We start from the raw sequence: 24,968 nt of genomic DNA on the forward strand, positions 1-24,968 counted from the left end.
CTGCTCGCGATGGAGTGTCAGTCGACATCAGTGTTGCTGTCACACCATCGCGAGCAGGCTCGCTCCTACAGTTTTGCTCAGTATTCCGACAAATCTGCCAGTGGATGCCTGCCTTCCCAAACCTTTTTGAAATGCGCCTCCACCACCGCATCCGGTACGTTGTTGACATCCGGCCAGTGCCAGCGAGGTTTTTGATCCTTGTCGATCAACCGCGCACGCACCCCTTCGCTGAACTCCGGATGACGACAGCAATTGAGGCTCAGGGTGTATTCCATCTGAAAGACTTGCGCCAGCGACATATGCCGGGCGCGGATGATCTGTTCCCACACCAGATGAGCGGTCAGCGGCGAACCTTCGCTCATGGTCCGAGCGGCGCGGCTGAGTAGTAGGTCGGTACTATCGCGCAACGCGCTGATCGCCTTCCAGGCGCAACGCACATCACTGACATCCAGCAGTTCATCGATCTGCGGGCGCCGCGGCAACCACTGTGCTTCGGGCATCCGGTCGACCGCTTCCTGTTGCAGGGCCTTGAGCAGACTGTTGAGCTGCATCGGCGTCTGTTCCTGCCAATTCAACTGCAACAAACCTTCGATCAATTTTTCCTGCTGCTCATCGAGCAGGAAGCGATCGGCCAGGTCCAGATCCATCGCGTCACGACCATTCATATGGGCGCCGGTCAAGCCGAGGAACAACCCGAGCTTTCCGGGCAGGCGCGACAGGAACCAACTGGCGCCAACGTCCGGGTACAGGCCGATGCTGATTTCCGGCATCGCCAGCCGACTGCTCGGGGTGACAATGCGAATGCCTGCCCCTTGCAGCAGACCCATGCCGCCACCGAGCACATAACCGTGCCCCCAGCAAATCAGCGGTTTGGGGTAAGTGTGCAGGCTGAAGTCCAGGCGATATTCCGCGTTAAAGAAGTGCGCGGCCAAGGGCGGCACTTCGCCCGGATGGACGCGACAGGCCTCCACCAGGCTGCGCACTTCGCCGCCGGCGCAAAAGGCTTTGGCACCGTTGCCACGTAGCAGGACGCAGACGATTTGCGGGTCTTTGGCCCAGGCGTCCATGTGGTCGCGCAACGCGTTGATCATCGGCAGGGACAGGGCGTTGAGCGACTTCTCGGCGTCGAGGGTGGCTATGCCGATGCGGGCGCCGTCGGTGCCGGTGAGTTCTTCGAAGTGCAGATTCATCGTGACCTCGATCGGGAATTTGAGGGTTAAGTATGATCGCTGTGTGGGAAAGTGCCGGATCTGCGTCAGATCAATTGACAAGCGCGATGGGCCTTCTTAGGGTTCGCCCCATTGTTTTTGCCGGATATGACCATGACTGCTGACGACCGTATCAAACTCGAACCGAGCTGGAAGGAGGCACTGCGTGCCGAATTCGACCAGCCCTACATGGCAGAGTTGCGAAATTTCCTGCAACAGGAGCGGGCGGCCGGCAAGGAAATCTATCCACCGGGACCAATGATTTTCAACGCGCTGAATTCGACGCCGCTGGACAAGGTCAAAGTCGTCATCCTCGGTCAGGACCCGTATCACGGCCCGGGCCAGGCCCATGGCTTGTGCTTCTCGGTGCAACCGGGGGTGCCAGCTCCACCGTCGCTGGTGAACATCTATAAAGAGTTGAAGCGCGACCTGAACATCGATATTCCTAACCACGGTTACCTGCAGAGCTGGGCCGAGCAGGGTGTGCTGATGCTCAATACCACCATGACCGTCGAGCGCGCCAACGCCAATGCGCACAAGGACAAGGGCTGGCAGTTTTTCACCGATCGGATCATTGAAGTGGTCAGCCAACAGCAACCGCATCTGGTGTTTATGCTGTGGGGCGCCCATGCCCAGAGCAAACAGAAGCTCATCGACGCGACCAAACACTTGGTGCTGACCTCGGTGCATCCGTCACCGCTCTCGGCCTATCGTGGCTTCCTCGGTTGCGGGCACTTCAGCCGGACCAACAAGTTCCTGGAGCAGAATGGCGAGACGCCAATCGAATGGCGGTTGCCGCCGGTTTGATGTGTTGTCTGTGATGGCCCTTTCGCGAGCAAGCCCGCTCCACATTTGATCGCATTCCACAGGGGGAACGCGGACAAATGTGGGAGCGGGCTTGCTCGCGAAGGGGGCGCCTCGGTCTTCAGGGTGACTCAGGCTGCCGGTTCCAATACTTGAACAACGGCTCCGCCAGAAACAACACAAACAACAACCGCATCACCTGCATCGCCGTCACCAGTGGCACCGACAATTGCAATGTCTCCGCCGTCAGGCTCATCTCGGCAATGCCGCCGGGCATCATGCCCAGGGTCAGCGACCGCAGGTCCAGATGGGTCAACGCACTCAAACCCAATGCCGCCGCAGTCGCAATCAACATGGTCAACACTGTGCCTATCAATGTCCGCCCCATGAACGACGGTGCGCGGCGGAAAAACTGCCGGTTGAAGTGACAACCCAGGCCGCTGCCGATCAGCCATTGGCCAATCTGGCTGCCGCCGTTGGGCAATCCGATGTGCAGGTCCCAACCGATGCTCACCGCTGCACTCACCAGCAACGGTCCGAACAGCCATGGGTTGGGTTGACGCAGACGCTCCCAGATCCAGGCCACTAACGCGCCAGCAGGAAACAAAATCGCCAGCCAGCGCCAATCGATGCTGCCGACGTGGGAGATCGGCGTGCCGTCGCCCAGCAAATATTTGAACGCCGCCGGCACACACAACACCACTACCAGCACTCGCAAGCTTTGCCCTGCGGCTACCCGGCTGAGCACCGCGCCGTTGCGGGCGCCGAGGTTGACCATCTCCCCGGAACCACCGGGCATGCTGGAGAAGAACGCCGTGGCGCGATCTTCACCGGTGCGCCGCATCAGCCAGACCCCGACCACTGCGGACAGGCTGGTGACCAATGCACCGAAGAAGATCAGACCGAAATGACTCAAAACCTGCTCCATCACCACGGGGGTGAAGTGCAGGCCGATGCCGATGCCAACGATCCACTGGCCGCACTTGCGACCGCCAGGGATTTCCGCCAACTGCCAGGGTGTCAGGCAGCGCACCAGGATGATCGCCAGCAACGAGCCGACCATCCACGGCAACGGCCAGCCGACCTGGCTGGCGAGGTAACCGCCCAGCAGGCCGACCAGTGGTGTGCCCCACCAGGCTTTGAACGGTGTTCGATCAGACATCGGCAATAACGCGCCGCGCCACCGAACGTTTGCGCCAGATCCGCACAACCGGCACCAGCAGCATGACCACGATCAACCCCCAGACACCGACGGTGATCCCGCTGGACCAGAGAATATCCAGCGAGCCGTTGGAGATCGACAAGGCCCGGCGCAGGTTCTGCTCCATCAAACCGCCGAGGATGAAGCCCAGCAAAACCGGCGACAACGGGAAGTCCAGCTTGCGCAGGATGTAGCCGAAGATGCCGATGCCGATCATCAGGAACAGGTCGAAGGTGGTGGCATGCACCGCGTACACGCCGATGGCGGTGATGATCGCGATCATCGGCACCAGCGCCCAGTTCGGTACGGCTAGGATTTTGGTGAAGATGCGGATCATTGGGATATTGAGGATCACCAGCATGATGTTGGCGATAAACAACGATGCGATCAGGCCCCAGACGATATCCGGTTGCTGTTGAAACAGCAGCGGGCCCGGTGTGATGTTGTACAGCGACAGAGCGCCGATCATCACCGCAGTGGTGCCCGACCCCGGTACACCGAGGGTCAGCATCGGCACCAGCGCGCCGCAGGCTTCAGCACCGATGGCGGTTTCCGGGGCGGCCAGGCCACGTTTGTCGCCTTGGCTGAATTTACCGTTTGGACCGGCAATGCGTTTTTCGGTCATGTAGGCCACGGCGCTGGCCAGCGTTGCACCGGCCCCCGGCAGCACACCCATGATGAAGCCGAGCACACCGCAGCGCATGTTCACCCAGAACACCGAAGCGGCTTCCTTGAAGTTGAACATCATCCGCCCTGTGGCCTGGAAGGCTTCCTGGCCACGGTGGGTTTTTTCCAGCAGCAACAGGATTTCGCTGATGGAGAACAGGCCCAGTACCAGCACCACGAATTGAATGCCGTCGGTGAGGTGGATGTTGTCGCCGGTGAACCGGTACACACCACTGTTGGCATCAATGCCGACGGTCGACAGAAACAGCCCGATCAGCGCGGCAATAAAGGTTTTCAGGGGACGGTCACCCGCCATGCCACCGAGGCAGACAATCGCAAATACCATCAGTACGAAATATTCCGCCGGGCCGAAGGCAATTGCCCATTTCGCCAGTATCGGCGCGAACACCACCATCCCGCAGGTTGCGATGAATGCGCCGATGAACGAACTCCAGGCCGACAGCGACAGCGCAACACCTGCCAGGCCTTGACGTGCCATCGGGTAGCCGTCGAGGGTGGTCATCACGGTGGACGCCTCGCCCGGGATGTTCAGCAGGATCGAGCTGATCCGGCCGCCGTATTCGCAACCCAGGTACACCGCAGCAAGCAGGATCAGCGCCGATTCCGGCGGCAGGCCCAGCGCAAACGCGATCGGTATCAACAACGCCACGCCATTGATCGGACCCAGCCCCGGCAGCAGGCCGACGACGGTGCCGATCAGCGTGCCGCTGAGTGCGGTTACCAGGTTGTAAGGGTCAGTGCGACGCCGAAGCCGTGACTCAAATATCCAAGCGTATCCATATCAGTTCTCCAGAACGTCGAGCAGGCCCAGAGGCAGTGGCACGTCCATGACTTTGTCGAACAGCAGGTACAGACCGACACTCATCAGGCTGATGATCACTGCGCCCGGCAACCATCGTCCGCCGTACAGGCGCGCCATCGGAATGCCAACCAGCATGCTGCTGAGGATGAAACCCAGCGGTTCGAACAGCCCGGCGAAGATCAGCAGCAACAGCACGCAAATACCGATCTTGGTCAGGGTTTCGCGATCCATCGGCGGATCTTCATCGGTGTGCTTGATCGGCGAAGGGCGATACACCATGTACACCAACGCCAGGCCCATCAGCCCCAGCATTAACAAGGGGAAGGCGCGTGGACCGATCGGTTCGTAGGAAAATGGTGCCTGATAGGGCCAGGCCATCAGCACCAGGCTGAGGCAGGCCAGCAACAGCACTGAAGCAAAAATGCGTTGTAAGAGCATGGGGAACTCCTGTGCCACGGTCCCGCAAAACGGGACCGTGGCCGCTAGACAGAGGCGATCACTGAATCAGGCCGAACTCTTTGGCCAGCACTTTGTAGTCCGCGACCTGCTTCTTCACGTAAGTGTCCAGCTCCGGGCCGGTCATGGCGAACGGGAACAGTTCACGCTGATCACGCAACTTGGCGAACTCTTCGGAAGCCAGCAGTTTGTCGAAGGCGTTTTTCCACCAGGCGTAGTCTTCGTCGCTGACTTTCGGCCCGAGGTAGAAGCCGCGAACCACCGGCCAGACGATGTCGTAGCCCTGCTCTTTGGCAGTTGGGATGTCTTTCATTTCCGGCTCGTCCAGACGCTTGTCGGAGAACACCGCCAGCAGGCGCATGTCACCGCTCTGGATGTGCGGCATGGAGTCGGAGATGTCGGTGCTGCCGACCTGGATGTGGCCGCCGAGCAGGGCGGTGGCGATTTCACCGCCGCCTTCGAGGGCGACGTAACGCAAGTCGCGCGGGTTGATCCCTGCGGCCTTGGCGATCAGCGCGGTTTGCATCCAGTCCTGGCTACCGACGGTGCCGCCGGAGCCGATCACCACTTTGCTCGGGTCTTTCTTCAGCGCCTGTACCAGATCGTCCAGGGTCTTGTAGGGTGAATCGCTTTTCACCGCGATGGCGCCGTAGCTGGTGCCGACAGCCGCGAGCCAGCGCACGTTGGTTTCATCGAAGCGGCCGAACTTGCCCTGAGCCAGGTTCAACAACGAACCGCTGGACCAAGCCACCAGAGTGCCTGCATCCGCCGGACGCTGGGCAACCACCGCGTTGTAAGCCACCGCGCCGACACCGCCGGGCATGTAGGTCACGCGCATCGGTTTGGTCAGCAGTTTTTCGTTGATCAGGGCGCTTTGCGCCAATTTGCAGGTCAGGTCGAAACCACCACCAGGGGACGCCGGGGCGATGCATTCGGGGCGTTTGGGCTCGGCCATCAATTGACCGGCAAACAGCACGCAGCTGGCGGCGAGAGCAACTTTACGCATTGACAGGTTCATTCAAGTCTCCTTGGGAGTTGTTGTTATGGACGTACTGAATTACCAAAGGGCAACGCTATAGCTCACCAGCAGACGCACTTCATCGGCATCGCGAGCGGAGTAATTGGAGCGGTAAGTGGCATTGCGCAGGCGCACGGCGACGTCCTTGAGGGCGCCGCTTTGTACTACGTATTTGATTTCGGTGTTGCGTTCCCACTCTTTGCCTTCGTCACCATTCTTGAGCTTGATGTTGTCACCGCTCACGTAACGGCTCATGAAACTCAGGCCGGGAACGCCGAGTCTGACGAAGTCGAAGTCGTAACGTGCCTGCCATGAGCGCTCTTCGGCACCGGCAAAGTCGTTGATTTGCACGAAGTTGACCAGGTACGGGTCGGCGCCATCCACATAGGGGAACGCGCTGTCGCCGGACATGTGCTGATAACCGGCGCTGAATTTGTGCCCGCTCAAGGCGTAACTCACCAGGCCGTTGAGGGATTTGTTGTCGATCTTGCCGCCACGGGCTGCACCCTCGTCATCACTGATCGCCAGGCGCAAATCAGTGCCGAACGTCCCGGGCCCGAATGGCTGCGAGGCAATCACACCGAGGAAGTGCTGGTTGTAGACTTCATCGAGTTGCGCGAAGTGATAGCTGCCGGTGATTTTGTCGGTGAACTTGTAGTCCACACCGCCGAAATCGAAATGTTTGCCGGCAACCGTACCGGCGAAGCGGCTGTTCTTGTTGTTGAGGGCGATGTCCTCGAAGTCCGTGCTGTCGCGGTCCTTGGCTTTCTCCAGACGCCCGCCGGTGAAGGTCAGGTTCTTGATCTCTTTGGAAGTCAGCAGACCACCTTCAAACGTCTGCGGCAGGATGCGCCCGTCGTTGGGTTTGAGGATCGGCAATTCCGGAATCAGGCTGCCTATCTTCAGTTCCGTGGCGGAGATTTTCACTTTGCCGGTCAGGCCAAGTTTGGAGTACTCGTCAGCCGCACGCCCGTTGTCGTGGGTCGGCAACAGTCCCGTGCCGGTGCGATCGGGGCTCGAATCGAGCTTGACCCCCAGCATGCCCAACGCATCGACCCCGAACCCCACGGTGCCATCGGTGTAACCCGACTTCAGGTTGAGCATGAAACCTTGGGCCCACTCGTCACGTTTGGATTGCTGGGCGCTGGTGCCATCACGAAAATCTCGATTGAAGTACATGTTGCGGGTTTCGAATGTGGCCGAACTGTCTTTGATGAAATCGGCCTGGCTCAACGGCGAAAAGCCCGCAAGAACGGCGGCACTGGCAAGGGCGGTGTGACTGAAACGGGAGAGGCGGGCAGGCGCGATCGCCTGGGTCTGCAAGGACTGCATAGGTGTTGTACTCCGTTTATTGTTCTTATTTGTCGAAAACGCTTCGAGGCGTTTTTCGGATCGCTGTATGGCAGCAGCGACGGCAGTCGAAACTGTCCGTAGCTGGACTCTAACGGGCTAACCTTTCGTTAACCTTTCAACGATCTTTAACATTTTTCAGACTTCACAGTGGCGGAGGCGGCTGTAAACTCCGCGCCGAAGAATGGCGTCGACCATCCCTGAATGAGGTAAAAATCCATGCGTGTTCTGCTCGTCGAAGACCATCTGCAGCTCGCCGAAAGTGTCGCCCAGGCGCTCAAGAGCACCGGGTTGACCGTGGACGTGCTGCACGATGGCGTGGCGGCCGATCTGGCGCTGGGCAGCGAGGAATACGCCATGGCGATCCTCGATGTCGGATTGCCGCGCATGGATGGTTTTGAAGTGCTGGCGAGATTGCGCGCACGGGGCAAGAACCTGCCGGTGTTGATGCTGACCGCACGCAGCGACGTCAAGGATCGCGTCCACGGTCTTAACCTGGGCGCCGACGATTACCTGGCCAAGCCTTTCGAACTCACCGAACTCGAAGCCCGGGTCAAAGCCTTGCTGCGCCGCAGTGTGTTGGGTGGTGAACGCGTGCAGCGCTGTGGCGTGCTGGCTTATGACCTGGAGACCCGGCGCTTCACCCTCGGTGAAGAGTTGCTGACCCTGACCTCCCGCGAGCAGGCCGTGCTCGAAGCCCTGATCGCCCGTCCTGGTCGGGTGATGAGCAAGGAACAACTGGCCTCCCAGGTCTTCGGTCTCGATGAAGAAGCCAGCCCCGATGCCATCGAAATCTACGTGCACCGCTTGCGCAAGAAACTCGACGGACAGCCGGTTGCCATCGTGACCTTTCGCGGCCTTGGCTACTTGCTGGAAAGCCGCGATGCATAAGCCCAGCAGTCTGCGCTGGCGCCTGCTGTGGAACCTGGCGCTGTTGCTGGTGGTGTTGATGGTGGCCAGTGGCTTGAGCGCCTACTGGAACGGTCGCGAAGCCGCCGATACGGCGTATGACCGGACCTTGCTGGCCTCGGCGCGAACCATCGCAGCGGGTGTCTCCCAGCGTGACGGAACGCTCAGTGCCGATGTGCCTTATGTGGCGCTGGACACGTTTGCCTACGACAGCGCCGGGCGAATTTTTTACCTGGTCAACGATATCCACCAGAACCTGATTTCCGGTTACGAAAACCTTCCCGCCCCACCTCCGGGAACGCCTCGCACCGATGACTATCCGGCTCTGGCGCGCTTTTACAACGCCACCTACCGTGGGCAGAACGTGCGGGTGGTCAGCCTGCTCAAACCTGTCAGCGAACCGAACATGAATGGCATGGCGGAAATTCGCGTCGCGGAAACCGATGAGGCCCGGGTCAGCATGGCGCGCAGCCTTGCGGCGGATACCTTGCTGCGGTTGGGCATGCTGGCGGTCGGTGCGCTGCTGCTGGTGTGGTTTGCCGTCAGTGCGGCGTTGCGTCCTTTGGAACGCTTGCGAACGGCGGTGGAAGAGCGCCAATCCGACGATCTGCGCCCGTTGCCGTTGGTGGAAGTGCAGCGCGAGTTGTGGCCGCTGGTGCGTGCGCTCAATCACTTTACTGAACGCCTGCGTGGGCAGTTTGAGCGTCAGGCGCAGTTCATCGCTGATGCCGCCATGAGTTGCGTACCCCGTTGGCAGCCCTCAAGGCGCGACTTGAGCTTGGCATGCGGGCGAGCGAACCTGACACCTGGCGCAGCACCCTGGAAACCGCCGCTCAGAGCACTGATCGCTTGACCCATCTGGCCAACCAGCTGCTTTCACTGGCAAGGGTCGAAAATGGCGCCCGGGCGATTGCCGAGGGCGGTGCGCAGTTACTCGATCTGAGCCAATTGGCGCGAGAGCTGGGCATGGCCATGGCGCCGCTGGCCCATAAACGCGGGGTAGCACTGGCACTGGAAGCGGATGAGCCAGTATGGCTGCGGGGCGAACCGACCTTGTTGCACGAGCTGTTGAGCAATCTGGTGGATAACGCGCTGGCCCATACACCACCGGGCGGCAACGTCATTTTGCGGGTCTCGGCGCCTGCGGTGCTGGAGGTCGAGGACGACGGCCCTGGCATTCCCTTTGATGAACGAGATCGGGTGTTCGAACGCTTTTACCGGCGCAACCAGCAAGTGGCGGGCTCAGGTTTGGGATTGGCGATCGTCGGCGAGATTTGCCGCGCGCACCTGGCGCAGATCAGCCTGCACGATGGCGAGCAGGCGGGGTTGAAGGTGCGGGTGAGTTTTATTGCGGGGGAGTGATGGCGTTTGTTCTGGCCTCTTCGTCGGAACGCCGCCCGGAGCAAGCCCGCTCCCACATTGAATCGAGTCGTTCACAGATTTTGTATCCGCTGGAGATCAAATGTGGGAGCGGGCTTGCTCGCGAAGGGGGCGACACGGTTTCTGATCAATAAAACATTGAACGCGTTTCTTCCAGGTCGGCGCACATCGCCTCGTTGTCGGGATCGATTCCGAGCTTGATAAAGGCCGGCACGCTGAAAGGGTCGATACGTGAGATCGGGTGGTCGGTGTCTCTGTGGCAATACAGGCTGGCCACCTGCACCAGATCCACATAGTCGACCTGCGCGGATTGCCGCTTGAAGTTCAGGTACAGCCGCGGGACCTGAACCAGCATGTCCGGAAACTCCCAGACCCTGAGCAATTTGTCGCCCAGCAGCGGGTGAATGTGGTCAATCACATGGTTGAGACTGACCGGATCGGAAAGCAGTTCATAGTGATCTTCGGCGTAGGTCAGGATCGGCAGTACACCGATCTGATGCACCAGTCCGCCAAGCGCCGCCTGATCGGGTTTGAGCTGGGTGTAGCTGCGGCACAATGCATAACTGACACCGGCGATTTCCAGGCTTTTGCGCCAGACATCGCGCATCTTCTGTTCCACCACCTCTGAGCGGGCATGGAAAATCTGTTCCATGACCAGGCCGATGGCCAGGTTGCTGCTGTAGTTGATGCCCAGGCGCGTGATCGCCGTGTGCAAATCGGTGACCTCCTGGGTCGCGCGCAGCAACGGGCTATTGACCACTTTGATCAGGCGCGCCGACAGCGCGGCATCGCGGCCGATCACTTTGCTCAGGGTGCTGATACTGATGTCCGGGTCTTCAGCGGCCTTGCGAATCTGCAAGGCCACTTCCGGTAACGTCGGCAGAACCAGGTCATCGTTATCGATGGCCTCAACCAAATCCTGTTGGATCTTATCCGCCAGCTCACTCATTTCGTTTCTCTAGGTGTCGCAAAAAAGTACTGCGTTTAACGCTGGATTTCGCGGTCGCGGTCCAGTTGATAAGGCAGGTCGAGCAAGTGCAGGACTTGGCCGTCGACCGCTCCGACGTGGATATCACCGGCCTGCGCCGCTTCGGCTTGTAGCACGGCCAGCAACTCAATGTTCTGCCCGGCGCGGGCGGCCAGCACCACTTCACCGATCGAGCTGCCGTGACTTGGGGAAAACAGCTGTGTACCGGGTTCAGGCAGTTCGCTGGCATCCAGCTGCACGCGATACAGACGGCGCTTGAGTTTGCCCAGGTACTGCATCCGCGCAACGATTTCCTGGCCGGTGTAGCAGCCTTTTTTGAAGCTCACGCCACCGACGGCTTGCAGATTGAGCATTTGCGGGATGAACAGCTCGCGGGTGCCCGGCATCACCTGGCCGATACCGGCGCGGATCTGGCCCAGCAGCCATTGATTAAGATCGCCTTCGGCCAGCAGGGCGGACAGTTTGCCTTTGATGCTGTCGGCTTGATCGGCGGCAACCCAAAGCTCGGCGCGTTCAGGAGAAACGCGAATGGCGATCAACCCGTCATGGCGTACGATGCTGTCGGTTTCTGCCGGCAACTCAAGCCCCAGGCCAATGAGTGCAGCATCGCCATGGTCGACGCCGAAGCGGGCCCAGGCGGCGCTTTCATCGGTCAATTTGGACTTGGAAAACACTGCGTACTTTTTCAGGTCCGCCAGTTGCGGTTCCAGCAACTCGCTGGCCATGGCCAGGAGCACGCCGTCACCTTCGAGCAGGATGCGGAAACTCGATTGCATCCGGCCTTTCTGCGTGCAGCGCGCGCCAAGGCTGGCCTGGGTGTCGCTCAGGTAATCGAGGTTGCAGGTCAATTGGCCTTGCAGGAACTTGCCGGCGTCCGCGCCGCGGACCGCCAGAACACCTTCATGAGACAGCGTGCAGAAAAAAGCGGAATCGGCCATGGGTCATCGCAGGGTAAAGAGTCTGACGGACATGATAAGGGGGCGCCTTCGAAATGGGTAGTTCACAAAGGATCGTTGGTGACCGACCAAAGCCGACTGTTCGATAGGGCGGGGGCCTGTATACTTGCGGCCTATTTGAGGAGCGCTCCATGGTCGAAGATGTTGAACTGAATCGCCTCTACTGGCACAGCCGCCGCGGCATGCTTGAGCTTGACGTGTTGCTGGTGCCGTTTGTGAAAGAGGTCTATGCGCACCTCAACGAGGTTGATCGCGCCTGCTACGTCAGGTTGCTCGAATGCGAAGATCAGGACATGTTCGGCTGGTTCATGGAACGCGCCGAATCGGAAGATCCGGAGCTTCAGCGCATGGTTCGCATGATCCTGGATCGTGTCCAGCCCAAGTAATTCGTTCGAATGCCGCTGGCATGCCTCAAGGCAGTTGCTGGCGGCGTATCTTTTGGCCCAGCTGTTCGCATTGGGCTCGCTATTTCTTCTCACTTTACCGCTCTGGGCCAGTTTGCTCGGTGTTTTGTGCTGTCTGCTGCATGGTGTTTGGGCGCTGCCTCGTCAGATTCTGCTGACGCACCCTCAGGCCTTCCGCGGTTTGCGGCGCAATACCGAAGGCTGGCAGTTGTGGAGTCAGGCGGCGGGATGGCAATCGGTGCAACTACGACCGGACAGTCTGGCGCTGCCGTTGGTCGTGGTGTTGCGTTTCCGTGTGAAGGGTGAGCGGCGAGTCAGAGCCATTTGCGTGCCCCGGGATTCGCAAGCGGCGGATCTGCACCGACGCCTGCGGGTCCGGCTCAAGTTCAGTCGGCGTAGGTGGGCGGCACCAGAATAGTGTCGAGGGCGACCGGCAGCATGTTCGGGTAGTCGAGAGTGTAATGCAGGCCGCGACTCTCCTTGCGCTCCATGGCTGACAGGATCATCAACTCGGCCACCTGAGCAAGGTTCCTCAATTCAATCAGGTCTCTGCTCACTTTATAGTTGCTGTAGAACTCGTCGATCTCGTCGAGCAACAGGCGCACCCGGTGCTGGGCCCTTTGCAGGCGCTTGTTGGTGCGCACGATGCCGACGTAGTCCCACATGAATCGGCGCAGTTCGTCCCAGTTGTGCGCAATGATCACGTCTTCATCAGAGTCGGTCACCTGGCTTGCATCCCAGACGGGCAGGGCGACGGGTGTCGAAACCTGCGGCAATCGTTCCAGAATGTCCGCCGCCGCCGAACGGGCGTAAACAAAACACTCCAGCAACGAGTTACTGGCCATGCGGTTGGCGCCATGCAGACCGGTGAAGCTGGTTTCGCCAATCGCGTACAGTCCCGGCACATCAGTGCGACCATGCTGGTCGACCATGACGCCGCCGCAGGTGTAGTGCGCTGCCGGAACCACCGGAATCGGTTGCTTGGTGATATCGATGGAAAACTCGAGGCAGCGTTCGTACATCGTCGGGAAGTGCGTTTTGATGAACTCTTCTGACTTGTGGCTGATGTCCAGATAGACGCAATCGATGCCCAGACGCTTCATTTCATGGTCGATGGCCCGGGCGACGATGTCCCGCGGGGCCAGTTCCGCCCGTGGGTCAAAGCGCTGCATGAAGCGTTCGCCGTTGGGCAGTTTCAGGTGCGCACCTTCGCCGCGCAGGGCTTCGGTGATGAGGAAACTCTTGGCTTGCGGGTGATACAGACAGGTTGGGTGGAACTGGTTGAATTCCAGGTTCGCCACCCGGCAGCCCGAACGCCAGGCCATGGCGATACCGTCACCGCAGGCGCCATCGGGGTTGCTAGTGTAGAGGTAGACCTTGGCTGCGCCACCGGAGGCTAAAATCACGAACCGCGCCCCGTAGGTGTCGACTTCGCCGGTACCACGATTGAGTACATAGGCACCCAGGCAGCGATCGCCCTCAAGGCCGAGGCGTTTTTCCGTGATCAGGTCGATAGCTACCCGCTGCTCCAGCAACTCGATGTTCGGCCGTTGTCTGGCTTGGGTCAGCAGTGTTCTGAAAATTGCCGCCCCGGTGGCATCGGCGGCATGAATGATACGTCGATGACTGTGACCGCCTTCGCGGGTCAGGTGAAACTCGAATCCACCGTCTTCAGTACCGGACTGTTCATCGCGGGTAAACGGCACGCCCTGATCGATCAGCCATTGGATCGCTTCTTTACTGTGCTCGACGGTAAAGCGCACGGCGTCTTCATGGCACAGGCCGCCGCCAGCATTGAGGGTGTCATCGACGTGGGATTCAACGGTATCGGTATCATCCAGGACGGCAGCGACACCACCCTGGGCCCAGAAGGTCGAGCCGTTGGCGAGGTCGCCTTTGCTCAGTACGGCAATGCGCAAATGACCAGGCAAGGTCAGTGCAAGGCTCAAGCCGGCAGCACCGCTGCCAATTACCAGAACATCGTGTTGAAACTGTTGGCTCATTTCAGGATTCCGCTCAAAGCGACCCGGGTCGGGATAGGCGCTGGACATCTGGAAGGCAAGGTCAGGCAACCGCACAGCCCACTAGTATATAGAGGGGGGAGCGGCACAATAGCCGAGCCCATATGGCATTGTGAAACTACTGTGACGGAAAATACCCGACGCTTCGTCGGAAGGTTTTTTGGCTGATTCGGCGACATGAGGACTGTATCGTGGATTTAACAGTCTTTTTCTCTTCACGGTTGCACAATGTCGGTGTCGCGCAGCTATAAATATTTGGAACTTTTGCCAAAGGCCCAAGATCAATAGACAGTTGCCTGATAAAAGGGACAGTGTCGGCTTCAGAGCAGGATCTGTGGATGGATCCATGCCGGCGAAACCGATGACAAGATTATTCGCGCAGCCGGGGCATCTCGCGCTGCGCTTTTCGTGCGTGCCGAATCAGAGCCCGCAGGAAACTTGCCTGGAGGGGGAGAACTTTTGCGAAAAGCCCGAGTCTATGTTTGCAAGTCCGGTCGTTTAGTTATGCAAGCCTCCTCCGAGCTTATCGAGGAGTGTTCATGCTAACCCAGGAAGAGGATCAGCAACTGGTCGAACGCGTTCAACGCGGCGACAAGCGTGCTTTCGATCTGCTAGTGCTGAAATATCAGCACAAAATTCTCGGGTTGATCGTGCGTTTTGTGCACGACACCCATGAAGCCCAGGATGTGGCGCAGGAAGCCTTTATCAAGGCGTACCGCGCACTTGGAAATTTTCGCGGAGACAGCGCGTTTTATACGTGGCTTTACCGCATCGCCATCAACACGGCGAAAAACTATCTGGTTTCACGCGGCCGCCGGCCGCCGGATAGCGATGTCAGTTCCGAGGACGCAGAGTTCTACGATGGCGATCATGGCCTCAAGGATCTCGAGTCGCCAGAGCGGGCTTTGCTTCGGGATGAGATCGAAGGCACCGTCCATCGAACCATTCAGCAACTGCCGGAAGATTTGCGTACCGCTTTAACTTTACGTGAATTCGATGGTCTGAGTTACGAGGACATTGCGAGCGTCATGCAATGTCCGGTGGGCACCGTGCGCTCCCGGATCTTCCGCGCCCGGGAGGCCATCGATAAAGCCCTGCAGCCGTTGTTGCAGGAAAACTAATGACAGCGGCGACAGCCAAGAGAGGAACGCCATGAGTCGTGAAGCCCTGCAGGAATCGCTGTCCGCAGTGATGGATAACGAAGCGGACGAATTGGAATTGCGGCGGGTGCTAAGTGCCTGCGACGATGTTGAAACCCGTGAAACCTGGGCTCGTTATCAGATCGCTCGGGCAGCGATGCACAAGGATCTGCTGCTTCCACGTCTGGACATCGCAGCGGCCGTTTCTGCAGCCCTGGCTGACGAAACCGTGCCGGCAAAAGCCACCCGTGGTCCTTGGCGCAGCTTGGGTCGTCTGGCCGTCGCTGCTTCGGTAACCGTTGCCGTACTCGCAGGTGTTCGTCTGTACAACCAGGACGAAATCGCTGGTGTCGAGCTGGCGCAGCAATCCAGCCAACAGAATCTGGTCGCTCCTCAAGTCAAGGGCCCGGCTGTTCTGGCAGGCTACAATGAGAGTTCGGAAGCCACTGGTCCTATGGCCAACGGCGTTCTGCAAGGTCAGCCAGGCTGGCACGATCAACGTATGCCAGGCTACTTGCGCCAACATGCTCAACAGGCGGCACTGAAAGGTACTGAGAGCGCTCTGCCTTACGCTCGTGCAGCAAGCCTGGAAAACCGCTAAGGAGGATCATGCGCGCCATACCTCTACTCACACTTCTGCTTGGTGGCTGGTTTGTTGTTCCAGCCCACGCCGATGAAGCCCAGGACTGGTTGACCCGTCTTGGTCAGGCCGAACAGCATCAAAGCTTTCACGGTACTTTCGTTTACGAGCGTAACGGTAGTTTTTCTACCCACAACATCTGGCACCGCGTACAGGATGGCAAAGTCCGCGAGCGGTTACTCCAGCTGGATGGCTCAGCGCAGGAGGTCGTACGCATTGATGGGCATACTCAATGCGTCAGCGGCACCCTGATAGCAGGGCTAGGGGATTCGTCAAACTCTGCAGCTCGTGCACTCGATCCACAAAAGCTCAAGAATTGGTATGACCTTGCCGTCATCGGCAAGTCGCGTGTAGCCGGGCGAGCGGCGGTGATAGTTTCACTGACGCCGCGCGACCAACACCGATACGGGTTTGAATTGCATCTGGATAAAGAGACCGGTCTGCCGCTTAAGTCATTGCTGCTGGATGACAAAGGGCGTTTGCTGGAGCGGTTCCAGTTCACGCAACTGGATACAGCCGATGTTCCTTCCGACAGCGATTTGCAACCTGGCGCTGATTGCAAGGCAGTTAACCTCGAAAGTGACAAGGCCTCGGCGGTCAAAGCCGCACAGGTCTGGCATTCAGACTGGTTGCCACCCGGTTTCGAGTTGACCAGCAGTACGGCACGTAAGGATCCTGAGACCAAAACCCAGGTCAATAGCCTGCTGTATGACGATGGTCTGGCGCGTTTCTCGGTTTTCCTTGAGCCTTTGAATGGCGCAGCAGTTACCGATACCCGCACTCAGTTAGGGCCAACCGTTGCAGTCTCCCGGCGCTTGACCACACCGCAAGGTGAGATAATGGTGACTGTGGTAGGTGAGATCCCGGTAGGTACCGCTGAACGGATTGCTTTATCCATGCGTACTGATGCCGCCGCCACGCAGTGAGCTGAGATCGAAATGTTTCGTGAGCATTTCAATTTGCAAATACCCACAAAATTTTTATAGGTCAGAGCCCCTCGGCTCTGGCCTTGTTTGTTGTTCCCGGAACAAAATACCGGCGTATCTTTCCCGGTGTTCCTTGATCCATATCGCTTAACCATGCTCGTCGTAACGGGAGCCGTATGTCGATACCACGTTTGAAGTCTTACCTCTCCATTTTTGCCACCGTGTTGGTGCTCGGTCAGGCGGTCGCTGCGCAAGCCGTCGAATTGCCTGACTTCACGCAGCTGGTCGAGCAGGCCTCGCCAGCGGTGGTGAACATCAGTACCACGCAGAAACTGCCGGACCGAAAAGTGAATCAGGAGATGCCTGATCTCGAAGGTTTGCCGCCAATGTTGCGCGAGTTCTTCGAGCGTGGCATGCCGCCACAACCGCGTTCGCCTCGCAGTGATCGCCAGCGTGAAGCTCAGTCCCTGGGTTCGGGGTTCATCATCTCGTCTGACGGCTACATCCTGACCAACAACCACGTGATCGCCGATGCCGATGAAATTCTTGTGCGTCTGGCGGATCGCAGCGAAATGAAGGCTAAACTGATCGGCACCGATCCGCGTTCAGACGTGGCGCTGTTGAAAATCGAAGGCAAGGATCTGCCAGTCCTGAAACTCGGCAAATCCCAGGATCTCAAGGCCGGCCAATGGGTCGTGGCAATCGGCTCGCCATTCGGCTTCGATCACACCGTGACCCAAGGCATTGTCAGCGCCGTCGGTCGCAGCCTGCCGAACGAAAACTACGTCCCGTTCATTCAGACCGACGTGCCGATCAACCCGGGTAACTCCGGTGGCCCGCTGTTTAACTTGAATGGCGAAGTGGTCGGGATCAACTCGCAGATCTACACCCGTTCCGGTGGCTTCATGGGTGTGTCGTTCGCAATTCCTATCGATGTGGCCATGGACGTTTCCAATCAGCTGAAAAACGGTGGCAAAGTCAGCCGTGGCTGGTTGGGTGTAGTGATTCAGGAAGTGAACAAGGATCTTGCCGAGTCGTTCGGTCTGGAGAAGCCGGCCGGTGCGCTGGTCGCCCAGATCCAGGATAATGGCCCGGCAGCCAAGGGTGGCCTGCAAGTCGGCGATGTGATCCTGAGCATGAATGATCAACCGATCGTGATGTCCGCCGATCTGCCGCATCTGGTCGGCGCACTGAAGGCTGGCTCCAAGGCCAATCTGGAAGTGATTCGTGAGGGCAAGCGCAAGAACGTCGAGCTGACGGTTGGCGCTATTCCTGATGAAGATAAAGAGCTGGATGCGTTGCCGAAATCGGGCACCGAGAGCAGCAGCAATCGCCTCGGTGTTTCGGTCGCCGAGATAACTGCCGAGCAGAAGAAAGCCTACGACCTCAAAGGCGGCGTCGTGATCAAGGAAGTTCAGGAGGGTCCTGCTGCGATGATCGGCTTGCAGCCAGGTGATGTGATTACTCATTTGAACAATCAGGCCATCGAATCCACCAAGCAATTCACTGACATCGCCAAGGCGCTGCCGAAGAATCGCTCGGTATCGATGCGGGTGCTGCGCCAAGGTCGTGCCAGCTTCATCACCTTCAAACTGGCTGAATAACCCGGTTGCTGGCTAAATAAAAAACCGCCTCGTATAAGAGGCGGTTTTTTGTGCCTGAAACTAATGGCTTCTGAAGCCATCAGCCCATCATGTCCTTGATCATGCGCTCCTGCTCCATTAACTCTCGCTGGCGGGCATCGATCCGGGACGACAGCGGGAAGTTCGTGCCGGCCTTGCGCTTGGCGAAATCCAGTTGCTGAATGGCCTGACGATAGTCACCGACCAGAGCGAAATATTCGGCACGAGCCTGATGCAGGCCGATGATGTTGCCCGACAGGCCGCGAGTCTCGGCCACCTGGTACCACACGTCCGGATCGTCCGGACGCGACTTGAGCAAACCTTCCAGCGCTTTTTCGGCGTCCGCAGCGCGGTTCTGTTTCAGCAGCAGGTCGACACGCACCTGGTTCAGCGGATAGTTACCAGGGTACTGAGTCAGCATCCGGTCCACCCGGGATTGCGCGTCCGGCAGACGATTATTGGTGATGTCCAGATCGATTTGCGCGAGGTTGTAAATGATCTCGTTTGGCGATTTGGCCAGCAGAAGTTTTAGGTTCTCCCTTGCCTCGTTCAGCTGACCGCCCTTGACCTGGGCGATTGCGAGTCCATAACGAGCGACATCGCTTTTCGGGTTTTCATCCAGTAGCGCGCGGAAGCGCTTGGCGCCCAATCCAGGAGTTTCTTCATAGATCAGTTGGACCCGTGCGCGAATCAGTTGATAGCGCAGGGTGTCTTCGATACCGCCCTGTGGGGCCTGTTCGGCGCGGTTACGGGTGTCGGCGATGCGCGATTCGGTAACCGGGTGAGTCAGCAGGAATTCCGGTGGCTTGGCGTCGTAGCGGTACTGACGCCCCAAGCGCTCGAACATGGTGGGCATTGAGCGCGGGTCGTAGCCGGCCTTTTCCAGATTGAGAATGCCGATACGGTCGGCTTCCTGCTCGTTTTGCCGCGAGAAACGCCGTTGTTCCTGAATCGCCGCCGCCTGAGTACCCGCAATGGCAGCGATCCCGGCATCGCCGGCACCGGCCGCGGCAATCACGATCCCGGCCAGCAACGCAGCCATCATCGGCACTTGCATGCGCTGCTGAGCTTCGACGCCACGGGCAAAGTGGCGCTGCGACAAGTGAGCCAGTTCGTGAGCCAGTACCGAGGCATATTCGCCTTCAGTCTGGGCGTTGAGGAACAATCCGCCGTTCACCCCGACAATCCCGCCCGGTGCCGCGAAGGCGTTGAGCTGCGGGCTGTTGATCAGGATGAACTCCAGGCGCCGGTCATTGACCTGGCTGGTTTCCACCAGTCGGTAAACGCTGGATTCGACATAGTCCTTGAGTTGCGGATCGTTAAGCTGCGACACCTGGCTGCGCAAGAGCGCAAGCCATGCGCGGCCCAACTGATATTCCTGCTGCGGCGAGACGATGGCAGAACTGGCGTCGCCGAGTGACGGCAGGTCGTCAGCGAAGCCCGGTGAGGCGAGCAGGCAAGCGAGCGTCAGCAGGGTAGGGCGCAAAAAAGTCATGCACAAAGCCTTAGTCGACAAAGACCTTACTGTAGCCGGACACCAGCCTTGCGACCAGATATTCTAGGCAACTCAACCACCTGAACCGGAGTAATGCAATGACCGACGCTGTAGCCCATGACGTTGAACTGGACGCCAGTGGCTTGAATTGTCCGTTGCCGTTACTCAAGGCCAAGATGGAACTCAACCGGATGACCAGTGGCACGATACTCAAGGTGATCGCTACCGATGCGGGCTCGCAGCGCGACTTTCGCACCTTTGCCCGATTGGCCGGTCATACGCTGCTTCGTGAAGAAGATGAGGCGGGCGTGTACCGCTACTGGTTGAAAAAAGCCTGAAGCCTGCGGCGTTTGTTCTTAAGGAAAATTGATGTTCAAAGTGCTACGCGACTGGATTCAGCGCTACTTCTCCGATGAAGAGGCTGTGATTCTGGCAGTTCTGCTGTTCCTGGCGTTTACCGCAGTGCTGACATTGGGAGGCATGCTGGCGCCAGTGCTGGCCGGCATGGTGCTGGCATACCTGATGCAGGGACTGGTGTTGACCCTCGAACGCCTGCGTGTGCCGGGTGGGCAGCGGTGGGGTTGGTCTTCGCACTGTTCATGGGGGGCTTGCTGGTGTTCATCGTGGTCGTGGTGCCGTTGCTTTGGCATCAGTTGATCACTTTGTTCAACGAATTGCCCGGCATGCTCGCCAAGTGGCAGTCGCTGTTGTTGCTGCTGCCGGAGCGTTATCCGCATCTGGTGTCCGACGAGCAGGTACTGCAGGCCATCGAAGTGGCACGGGGCGAGATCGGCAAGTTCGGGCAATGGGCGCTGACGTTCTCGCTGTCGAGCCTGCCGCTGTTGGTAAACATCATGATCTATCTGGTACTGGTGCCGATCCTGGTGTTTTTCTTCCTCAAGGATCGGGCGATGATCGGCCAGTGGGTGCGTGGTTACCTGCCCCGCGAGCGAGCGTTGATCACCCGTGTCGCCCATGAAATGAACCGGCAGATCGCGAACTACATTCGCGGCAAGGTCATCGAGATCTTCATTTGCGGTGGTGTGACCTACATCGCTTTCGTCGTTCTGGAACTCAATTACGCGGCGCTGCTGGCGTTGCTGGTCGGTGTCTCGGTGGTGGTGCCTTACGTCGGAGCCGTGGTAGTGACCGTGCCGGTGTTTTTGATAGCGCTGTTCCAGTGGGGCTGGAGCGATCAGTTCATTTATTTGATGGCGGTTTACGGAATCATCCAGACATTGGATGGCAACGTGCTGGTGCCTTTGCTGTTCTCGGAAGCGGTTAATTTGCACCCGGTGGCGATCATCTGTGCGGTGCTGTTGTTTGGCGGGTTGTGGGGCTTCTGGGGAGTGTTCTTCGCGATTCCCCTGGCGACCCTGTTTAAAGCCGTACTGGACGCGTGGCCGCGCAAGGAGCCAGTGGTGGCGCCTCTGCTTTAATCGTTAGCCTTGAAGGCCTCTTCGCGGGCAAGCCTCGCTCCTACGAATATGTGTCGTGCCCGCTTTCGCGATTGGCGCAAAATTTGTAGGAGCGAGGCTTGCCCGCGAAGGCGACAGAACAGGCGCCGAAGAAATCAGGCCTTGTTCAGCGTCTCAGCCGCAGCCAAAACCGCATCAACATGCCCCGGCACCTTCACCCCGCGCCATTCCTGACGCAACACGCCATTTTTGTCGATCAGGAACGTGCTGCGATCAACGCCCATGTATTCCTTGCCATAAAGCTTTTTCAACTTGATCACGTCGAACAGCTGGCAAAGCGCTTCTTCCTTGTCGCTGATCAGCTCGAAATTGAACGCTTGCTTGGCTTTGAAATTCTCGTGGGACTTCAGGCTGTCACGGGATACACCAAACACTTCAGTATTGGCCGCTTTGAAGGCTTCAAGCTGATCGCGAAAGCCCTGGCCTTGAGTGGTGCAGCCCGGCGTGCTGTCCTTCGGATAGAAGTAGATCACCACCTGCTTGCCTTTGAGCTCCGCCAGGCTGACGGTTTGCCCGCTGGTAGCGGGTGCTTCGAAGTCGGCAACCGGTTGGTCGATGGCAACGGCCATGAAAGCTTCCTTACATTGGGTTTTGTGGGCGCCACGGTTCGATCAGAGCATCCAGGTTCAATGCATCGGCGAAATCCAGGAACTGATCGCGCAACCAGCTGATTTGCACGCCAGCCGGCAAGGTCACGGTAAACGTGGCGTTGAGCATGGTGCCGCCGGTTTGCGGTGCCTGATAAGTGTCGCAGGTCAGATTTTCCAGCTCGACGTTGTGGTCTGTGAAGAACTGGCAAAGCTCATTGATGATGTCGGAGCGGTAGGCCGAGCTGACATAGGCAACATACGGCAGTGCCTGGGGACGATTCTCCAGGGCGGCGCTGCGCACTACGTTGACGGTGAAAGCGTGGCGTTTTGCCAGCGCCGGCAGACTTCCTTCCAGGCGCGCCAAAGCGTCCCAGCTGCCGGAGATCTCAAGGATCAGCGCACTGCACTCGCCATGACGGGTCAGGCGAGAGGTGACCACGGCGCAGCGGTTTTCATGGCTGGCGCGGCACAGGACGTTAGTCAGCTCCATGGGGTTGGCGCCGAGGGCACTGATGACAAGGAATTGTTCGCGAACTGTGGGGGTGGACATGCAGCATTCCTAAAGCGATGAGCGGTCGGTACTTCTATCGGCTTGTTTTACCAGGTTCGAGCCTGCGGATACGAACTCAGAAAGCCCCAGGCGCAGGTTGCAACGTGCTCCAGTATGGCAGGAGCGAGAGGTGGCAACGCTGGAATGGGGCTTGTGATGCCGAAAATGGAGGCTGAAACCCGATATAGGAGCTTATCAGTACCGATCAAAGTCTGAAGGGTAGCGAAAAGCGGCGCCAAGGGGAATGGCGGCAGCGCAGTACTTCGCTTGTGCAAGCATCTTGGCGCCAGTACCATTACGGCTCTCTTTTTCCGGCAGGAGCGGTTGCATGATTGCGGGCAGTATGGTGGCACTGGTCACACCCATGGATGCACAAGGTCGTCTCGACTGGGACAGCCTGAGCAAACTGGTGGACTTTCACCTGCAAAACGGCACCCACGCCATCGTGGCGGTTGGCACCACAGGCGAATCGGCCACCCTTGATGTGAACGAACACATCGAAGTCATCCGTCGCGTCGTGAAGCAGGTCAATGGTCGCATTCCGGTGATCGCCGGTACCGGCGCCAACTCGACTCGCGAAGCCATCGAGCTGACCACTAACGCGAAGACCGCCGGCGCTGACGCCTGCCTGCTGGTCACGCCGTACTACAACAAGCCGACCCAGGAAGGCCTGTACCAGCACTTCAAGACAATCGCCGAAGCCGTCGACATCCCGCAGATCCTCTATAACGTGCCAGGTCGCACCGCGTGCGACATGCAGGCCGAGACTGTGATCCGTCTGTCGACCGTCAAGAACATCATCGGCATCAAGGAAGCCACCGGCGACCTGAAGCGTGCCAAAGCAATCATCGACGGTGTCAGCAGTAATTTCCTGGTGATCTCCGGTGACGATGCCACCGCAGTCGAGCTGATTCTGCTGGGCGGCAAGGGCAATATTTCGGTCACCGCCAACGTCGCTCCGCGCGAAATGGCGGACCTGTGCATCGCCGCCCTCAACGGCGATGCCGAGAAGGCGCGTGCCATTCATGAAAAGCTGATGCCGCTCAATAAAACCCTCTTTATCGAATCCAATCCTATCCCCGTGAAATGGGCGCTGCACGAAATGGGCTTGATGCCGGACGGTATCCGTCTGCCGCTCACCTGGCTCAGCGCTGAATGTCACGAACCGCTGCGCCAGGCCATGCGCCTGTCCGGCGTCCTGGTTTAATTGAGGAAGTACAACGCATGAAGCGAATGGCCGGACTTTCCGCACTTGCCTTGATTATCTCCAGCACCAGTGGCTGTGGATGGATCTGGGGGCCGGAAGGTTATTTCCGTGACCGTGGTAGCGATTACCTGGAAGCGAAACAGACTGCACCGATGCAAATGCCACCGGATGTACAGACCGCCAAGCGCCTGGACCCGCTGCTGCCGATACCGCGCAACGTAGCGGATGACACCGTTAAAGGTGAGTACGTCGTTCCTCGGCCGCAGCCATTGTCGTCCGTTGCCGACGCCAGCGCCTACTCCCTGCAGAAGAGCGGCGATTCGCGCTCGATTCTTGCGCAGAACCCGCCAGCCCAAGTCTGGCCAGTGGCTGTGCAGTTTTTCCAGGACAACGGTTTCCGCCTGGACGAGCAGCGCCCGCAAACCGGCGAATTCACCACGACCTGGCAACATTCCGACGAACTGTCCGCAGCGATGGCCAAGCGCCTGAGCGCGGCCGGTGTCGCATCTGACAGCGAAATCCGTACCCGGGTGCGGATCGAGCCGGGTGTGCAACGCAATACCAGCGAAGTCTACGTGGTCACCGCCGAGCGTCCTGCGGGCAGTACCGCCGATGTTGCCTTCACCAACCGTTCGGTCAACACCGGTCTGGACGCGGCACTGGTCGATGACATGCTTGCAAGCATGAGCCGCATCTCGGAGAAGGGTGGTTCGGTCTCCATGCTGGCGTCCCGTGATTTCGATACCCCAAGCCGTGTCAGCCTGAGCGTGGACGGTAGCGGAAACCCTGTCCTGAACGTCGGCTCCGACCTGGATCGTGCCTGGTCGAGTGTCGGCCGTGCGCTGGAACAGGGCGAATGGCGGGTTGAAGACATCAACCGTAGCCTGGGCCTGTACTACATCAACCTGGCTGAAAAAGCCGAGAAGAAAGACGACAAGCCAGGTTTCTTCAGTGGCCTGTTCGGCAGCAAACCAGGCAAGGAGGAAGTTGAAGCTCGCGCCCAGCGTTATCAGGTTCGCCTGAGCAAGGTGGGTGATAGCGTCCAGGTCACTGTCGAGAAAAACATCAACACCGTGGCGCCGGCTGACGTGGCGCGCAAAGTGTTGACCGTGATTCAGGACAACCTGGGCTGACCAC

22 protein-coding genes and 3 pseudogenes are annotated in these 24,968 nt (G+C 58.9%); 13 read left to right on the plus strand and 12 right to left on the minus strand.

Annotated elements, in window-relative coordinates; translation table 11 throughout:
• Nucleotides 1-77: 77 nt before the first annotated feature.
• The gene (locus CES87_RS27610) at nucleotides 78-1,190 is read right to left on the minus strand and encodes an enoyl-CoA hydratase/isomerase family protein (protein ID WP_128608594.1); all 1,113 of its coding nucleotides are present in this window, start codon (nucleotides 1,188-1,190) and stop codon (nucleotides 78-80) included.
• 132 nt (nucleotides 1,191-1,322) lie between these two features.
• On the opposite strand from CES87_RS27610, the gene ung reads away from it, so the two are divergent.
• Nucleotides 1,323-2,015 carry a uracil-DNA glycosylase gene (gene ung, locus CES87_RS27615; RefSeq protein WP_128608595.1) on the plus strand — a complete coding sequence of 231 codons (693 nt, stop codon included), beginning with the start codon at nucleotides 1,323-1,325 and terminating at the stop codon, nucleotides 2,013-2,015.
• 118 nt (nucleotides 2,016-2,133) lie between these two features.
• Here the strand turns inward: ung and CES87_RS27620 are convergent, their stop codons facing one another.
• The 5 genes and pseudogenes from CES87_RS27620 to CES87_RS27640 form a co-directional block, all read right to left on the minus strand.
• Entirely contained in the window at nucleotides 2,134-3,174 is a 1,041-nt protein-coding gene (locus CES87_RS27620; RefSeq protein WP_128608596.1) for an AbrB family transcriptional regulator, read from the minus strand.
• Nucleotides 3,167-4,680: pseudogene (locus tag CES87_RS27625) on the minus strand (tripartite tricarboxylate transporter permease). Before CES87_RS27625 ends, CES87_RS27620 begins: the two are co-directional and overlap by 8 nt.
• A 1-nt stretch (nucleotide 4,681) precedes the next feature.
• On the minus strand, nucleotides 4,682-5,140 hold the full coding sequence (locus CES87_RS27630; RefSeq protein WP_128608597.1) for a tripartite tricarboxylate transporter TctB family protein: 459 nt from the start codon (nucleotides 5,138-5,140) through the stop codon (nucleotides 4,682-4,684).
• 58 nt (nucleotides 5,141-5,198) lie between these two features.
• Nucleotides 5,199-6,176 (minus strand): tripartite tricarboxylate transporter substrate binding protein, encoded by a 978-nt coding sequence (locus tag CES87_RS27635; RefSeq protein ID WP_128608598.1) that lies wholly within the window; start codon nucleotides 6,174-6,176, stop codon nucleotides 5,199-5,201.
• 39 nt (nucleotides 6,177-6,215) lie between these two features.
• Nucleotides 6,216-7,508, minus strand: coding sequence for an OprD family porin (locus tag CES87_RS27640; protein WP_128608599.1), 1,293 nt, complete (start codon nucleotides 7,506-7,508; stop codon nucleotides 6,216-6,218).
• Nucleotides 7,509-7,745: 237 nt separating this feature from the next.
• Here CES87_RS27640 and CES87_RS27645 point away from each other — a divergent pair, with 237 nt between their 5' ends.
• A complete protein-coding gene (locus CES87_RS27645) occupies nucleotides 7,746-8,417 on the plus strand; it encodes a response regulator (protein ID WP_128608600.1) in 672 nt (223 codons plus the stop codon).
• Nucleotides 8,410-9,797 (plus strand): annotated as a pseudogene (locus tag CES87_RS27650) (sensor histidine kinase). The gene CES87_RS27645 and the pseudogene CES87_RS27650 overlap by 8 nt, the downstream one beginning before the upstream one ends.
• Nucleotides 9,798-9,942: 145 nt before the next feature.
• On the opposite strand, the gene CES87_RS27655 reads toward CES87_RS27650, so the two are convergent.
• A complete protein-coding gene (locus tag CES87_RS27655; RefSeq protein ID WP_128608601.1) occupies nucleotides 9,943-10,764 on the minus strand; it encodes an HDOD domain-containing protein in 822 nt (273 codons plus the stop codon).
• Between the two features lie 35 nt (nucleotides 10,765-10,799).
• A complete protein-coding gene (locus tag CES87_RS27660) occupies nucleotides 10,800-11,741 on the minus strand; it encodes a folate-binding protein YgfZ (protein ID WP_128608602.1) in 942 nt (313 codons plus the stop codon).
• A 149-nt stretch (nucleotides 11,742-11,890) separates the two neighbouring features.
• Between CES87_RS27660 and CES87_RS27665 the strand changes: the two genes are divergently transcribed.
• Together CES87_RS27665 and CES87_RS27670 are read left to right on the plus strand one after the other, a co-directional pair.
• Nucleotides 11,891-12,145, plus strand: a complete 255-nt coding sequence (locus tag CES87_RS27665; RefSeq protein ID WP_077430733.1) for a succinate dehydrogenase assembly factor 2 — start codon at nucleotides 11,891-11,893, stop codon at nucleotides 12,143-12,145.
• Nucleotides 12,129-12,581 (plus strand): protein YgfX, encoded by a 453-nt coding sequence (locus tag CES87_RS27670; RefSeq protein WP_128608603.1) that lies wholly within the window; start codon nucleotides 12,129-12,131, stop codon nucleotides 12,579-12,581. Before CES87_RS27665 ends, CES87_RS27670 begins: the two co-directional genes overlap by 17 nt.
• Here the strand turns inward: CES87_RS27670 and nadB are convergent.
• The gene (gene nadB, locus CES87_RS27675) at nucleotides 12,550-14,166 is read right to left on the minus strand and encodes an L-aspartate oxidase (RefSeq protein WP_128608604.1); all 1,617 of its coding nucleotides are present in this window, start codon (nucleotides 14,164-14,166) and stop codon (nucleotides 12,550-12,552) included. The two genes, CES87_RS27670 and nadB, sit on opposite strands and share 32 nt — an antisense overlap.
• Before the next feature lie 557 nt (nucleotides 14,167-14,723).
• Here nadB and rpoE point away from each other — a divergent pair.
• The 4 genes from rpoE to CES87_RS27695 all read left to right on the plus strand — a co-directional run bounded on the left by rpoE (nucleotide 14,724) and on the right by CES87_RS27695 (nucleotide 18,493).
• Nucleotides 14,724-15,305, plus strand: a complete 582-nt coding sequence (gene rpoE / locus CES87_RS27680) for an RNA polymerase sigma factor RpoE (protein WP_003172477.1) — start codon at nucleotides 14,724-14,726, stop codon at nucleotides 15,303-15,305.
• A gap of 31 nt (nucleotides 15,306-15,336) precedes the next feature.
• Nucleotides 15,337-15,924 (plus strand): sigma-E factor negative regulatory protein, encoded by a 588-nt coding sequence (locus CES87_RS27685; RefSeq protein WP_128608605.1) that lies wholly within the window; start codon nucleotides 15,337-15,339, stop codon nucleotides 15,922-15,924.
• An 8-nt stretch (nucleotides 15,925-15,932) separates the two neighbouring features.
• On the plus strand, nucleotides 15,933-16,889 hold the full coding sequence (locus CES87_RS27690; protein WP_128608606.1) for a MucB/RseB C-terminal domain-containing protein: 957 nt from the start codon (nucleotides 15,933-15,935) through the stop codon (nucleotides 16,887-16,889).
• Nucleotides 16,890-17,065: 176 nt separating this feature from the next.
• On the plus strand, nucleotides 17,066-18,493 hold the full coding sequence (locus CES87_RS27695; RefSeq protein ID WP_128608607.1) for a DegQ family serine endoprotease: 1,428 nt from the start codon (nucleotides 17,066-17,068) through the stop codon (nucleotides 18,491-18,493).
• Nucleotides 18,494-18,572: 79 nt separating this feature from the next.
• On the opposite strand, the gene CES87_RS27700 is transcribed toward CES87_RS27695, so the two are convergent.
• Nucleotides 18,573-20,006: a M48 family metalloprotease gene (locus CES87_RS27700; protein ID WP_128608608.1), complete on the minus strand. Its 1,434-nt coding sequence runs from the start codon at nucleotides 20,004-20,006 to the stop codon at nucleotides 18,573-18,575.
• A 98-nt stretch (nucleotides 20,007-20,104) separates the two neighbouring features.
• On the opposite strand from CES87_RS27700, the gene CES87_RS27705 reads away from it, so the two are divergent.
• The gene (locus CES87_RS27705) at nucleotides 20,105-20,344 is read left to right on the plus strand and encodes a sulfurtransferase TusA family protein (RefSeq protein ID WP_128608609.1); all 240 of its coding nucleotides are present in this window, start codon (nucleotides 20,105-20,107) and stop codon (nucleotides 20,342-20,344) included.
• A 31-nt stretch (nucleotides 20,345-20,375) separates the two neighbouring features.
• Nucleotides 20,376-21,445, plus strand: a pseudogene (locus tag CES87_RS27710) (AI-2E family transporter).
• 134 nt (nucleotides 21,446-21,579) lie between these two features.
• Here CES87_RS27710 and CES87_RS27715 read toward each other — a convergent pair.
• Both CES87_RS27715 and CES87_RS27720 read right to left on the minus strand, forming a co-directional pair.
• The gene (locus CES87_RS27715) at nucleotides 21,580-22,053 is read right to left on the minus strand and encodes a peroxiredoxin (RefSeq protein WP_128608610.1); all 474 of its coding nucleotides are present in this window, start codon (nucleotides 22,051-22,053) and stop codon (nucleotides 21,580-21,582) included.
• Between the two features lie 10 nt (nucleotides 22,054-22,063).
• Nucleotides 22,064-22,624, minus strand: a complete 561-nt coding sequence (locus CES87_RS27720; RefSeq protein ID WP_128608611.1) for a glycine cleavage system protein R — start codon at nucleotides 22,622-22,624, stop codon at nucleotides 22,064-22,066.
• A gap of 328 nt (nucleotides 22,625-22,952) precedes the next feature.
• On the opposite strand from CES87_RS27720, the gene dapA reads away from it, so the two are divergent.
• Together dapA and bamC are read left to right on the plus strand one after the other, a co-directional pair.
• Nucleotides 22,953-23,831: a 4-hydroxy-tetrahydrodipicolinate synthase gene (dapA, locus tag CES87_RS27730; RefSeq protein WP_128608613.1), complete on the plus strand. Its 879-nt coding sequence runs from the start codon at nucleotides 22,953-22,955 to the stop codon at nucleotides 23,829-23,831.
• A gap of 17 nt (nucleotides 23,832-23,848) precedes the next feature.
• Nucleotides 23,849-24,964 carry an outer membrane protein assembly factor BamC gene (gene bamC, locus CES87_RS27735; RefSeq protein WP_128608614.1) on the plus strand — a complete coding sequence of 372 codons (1,116 nt, stop codon included), beginning with the start codon at nucleotides 23,849-23,851 and terminating at the stop codon, nucleotides 24,962-24,964.
• The last annotated feature ends 4 nt before the right edge of the window (nucleotides 24,965-24,968 follow it).

The sequence above is a fragment of the Pseudomonas sp. ERMR1:02 genome, from assembly GCF_002277815.1.
Taxonomy (GTDB): Bacteria; Pseudomonadota; Gammaproteobacteria; order Pseudomonadales; family Pseudomonadaceae; genus Aquipseudomonas.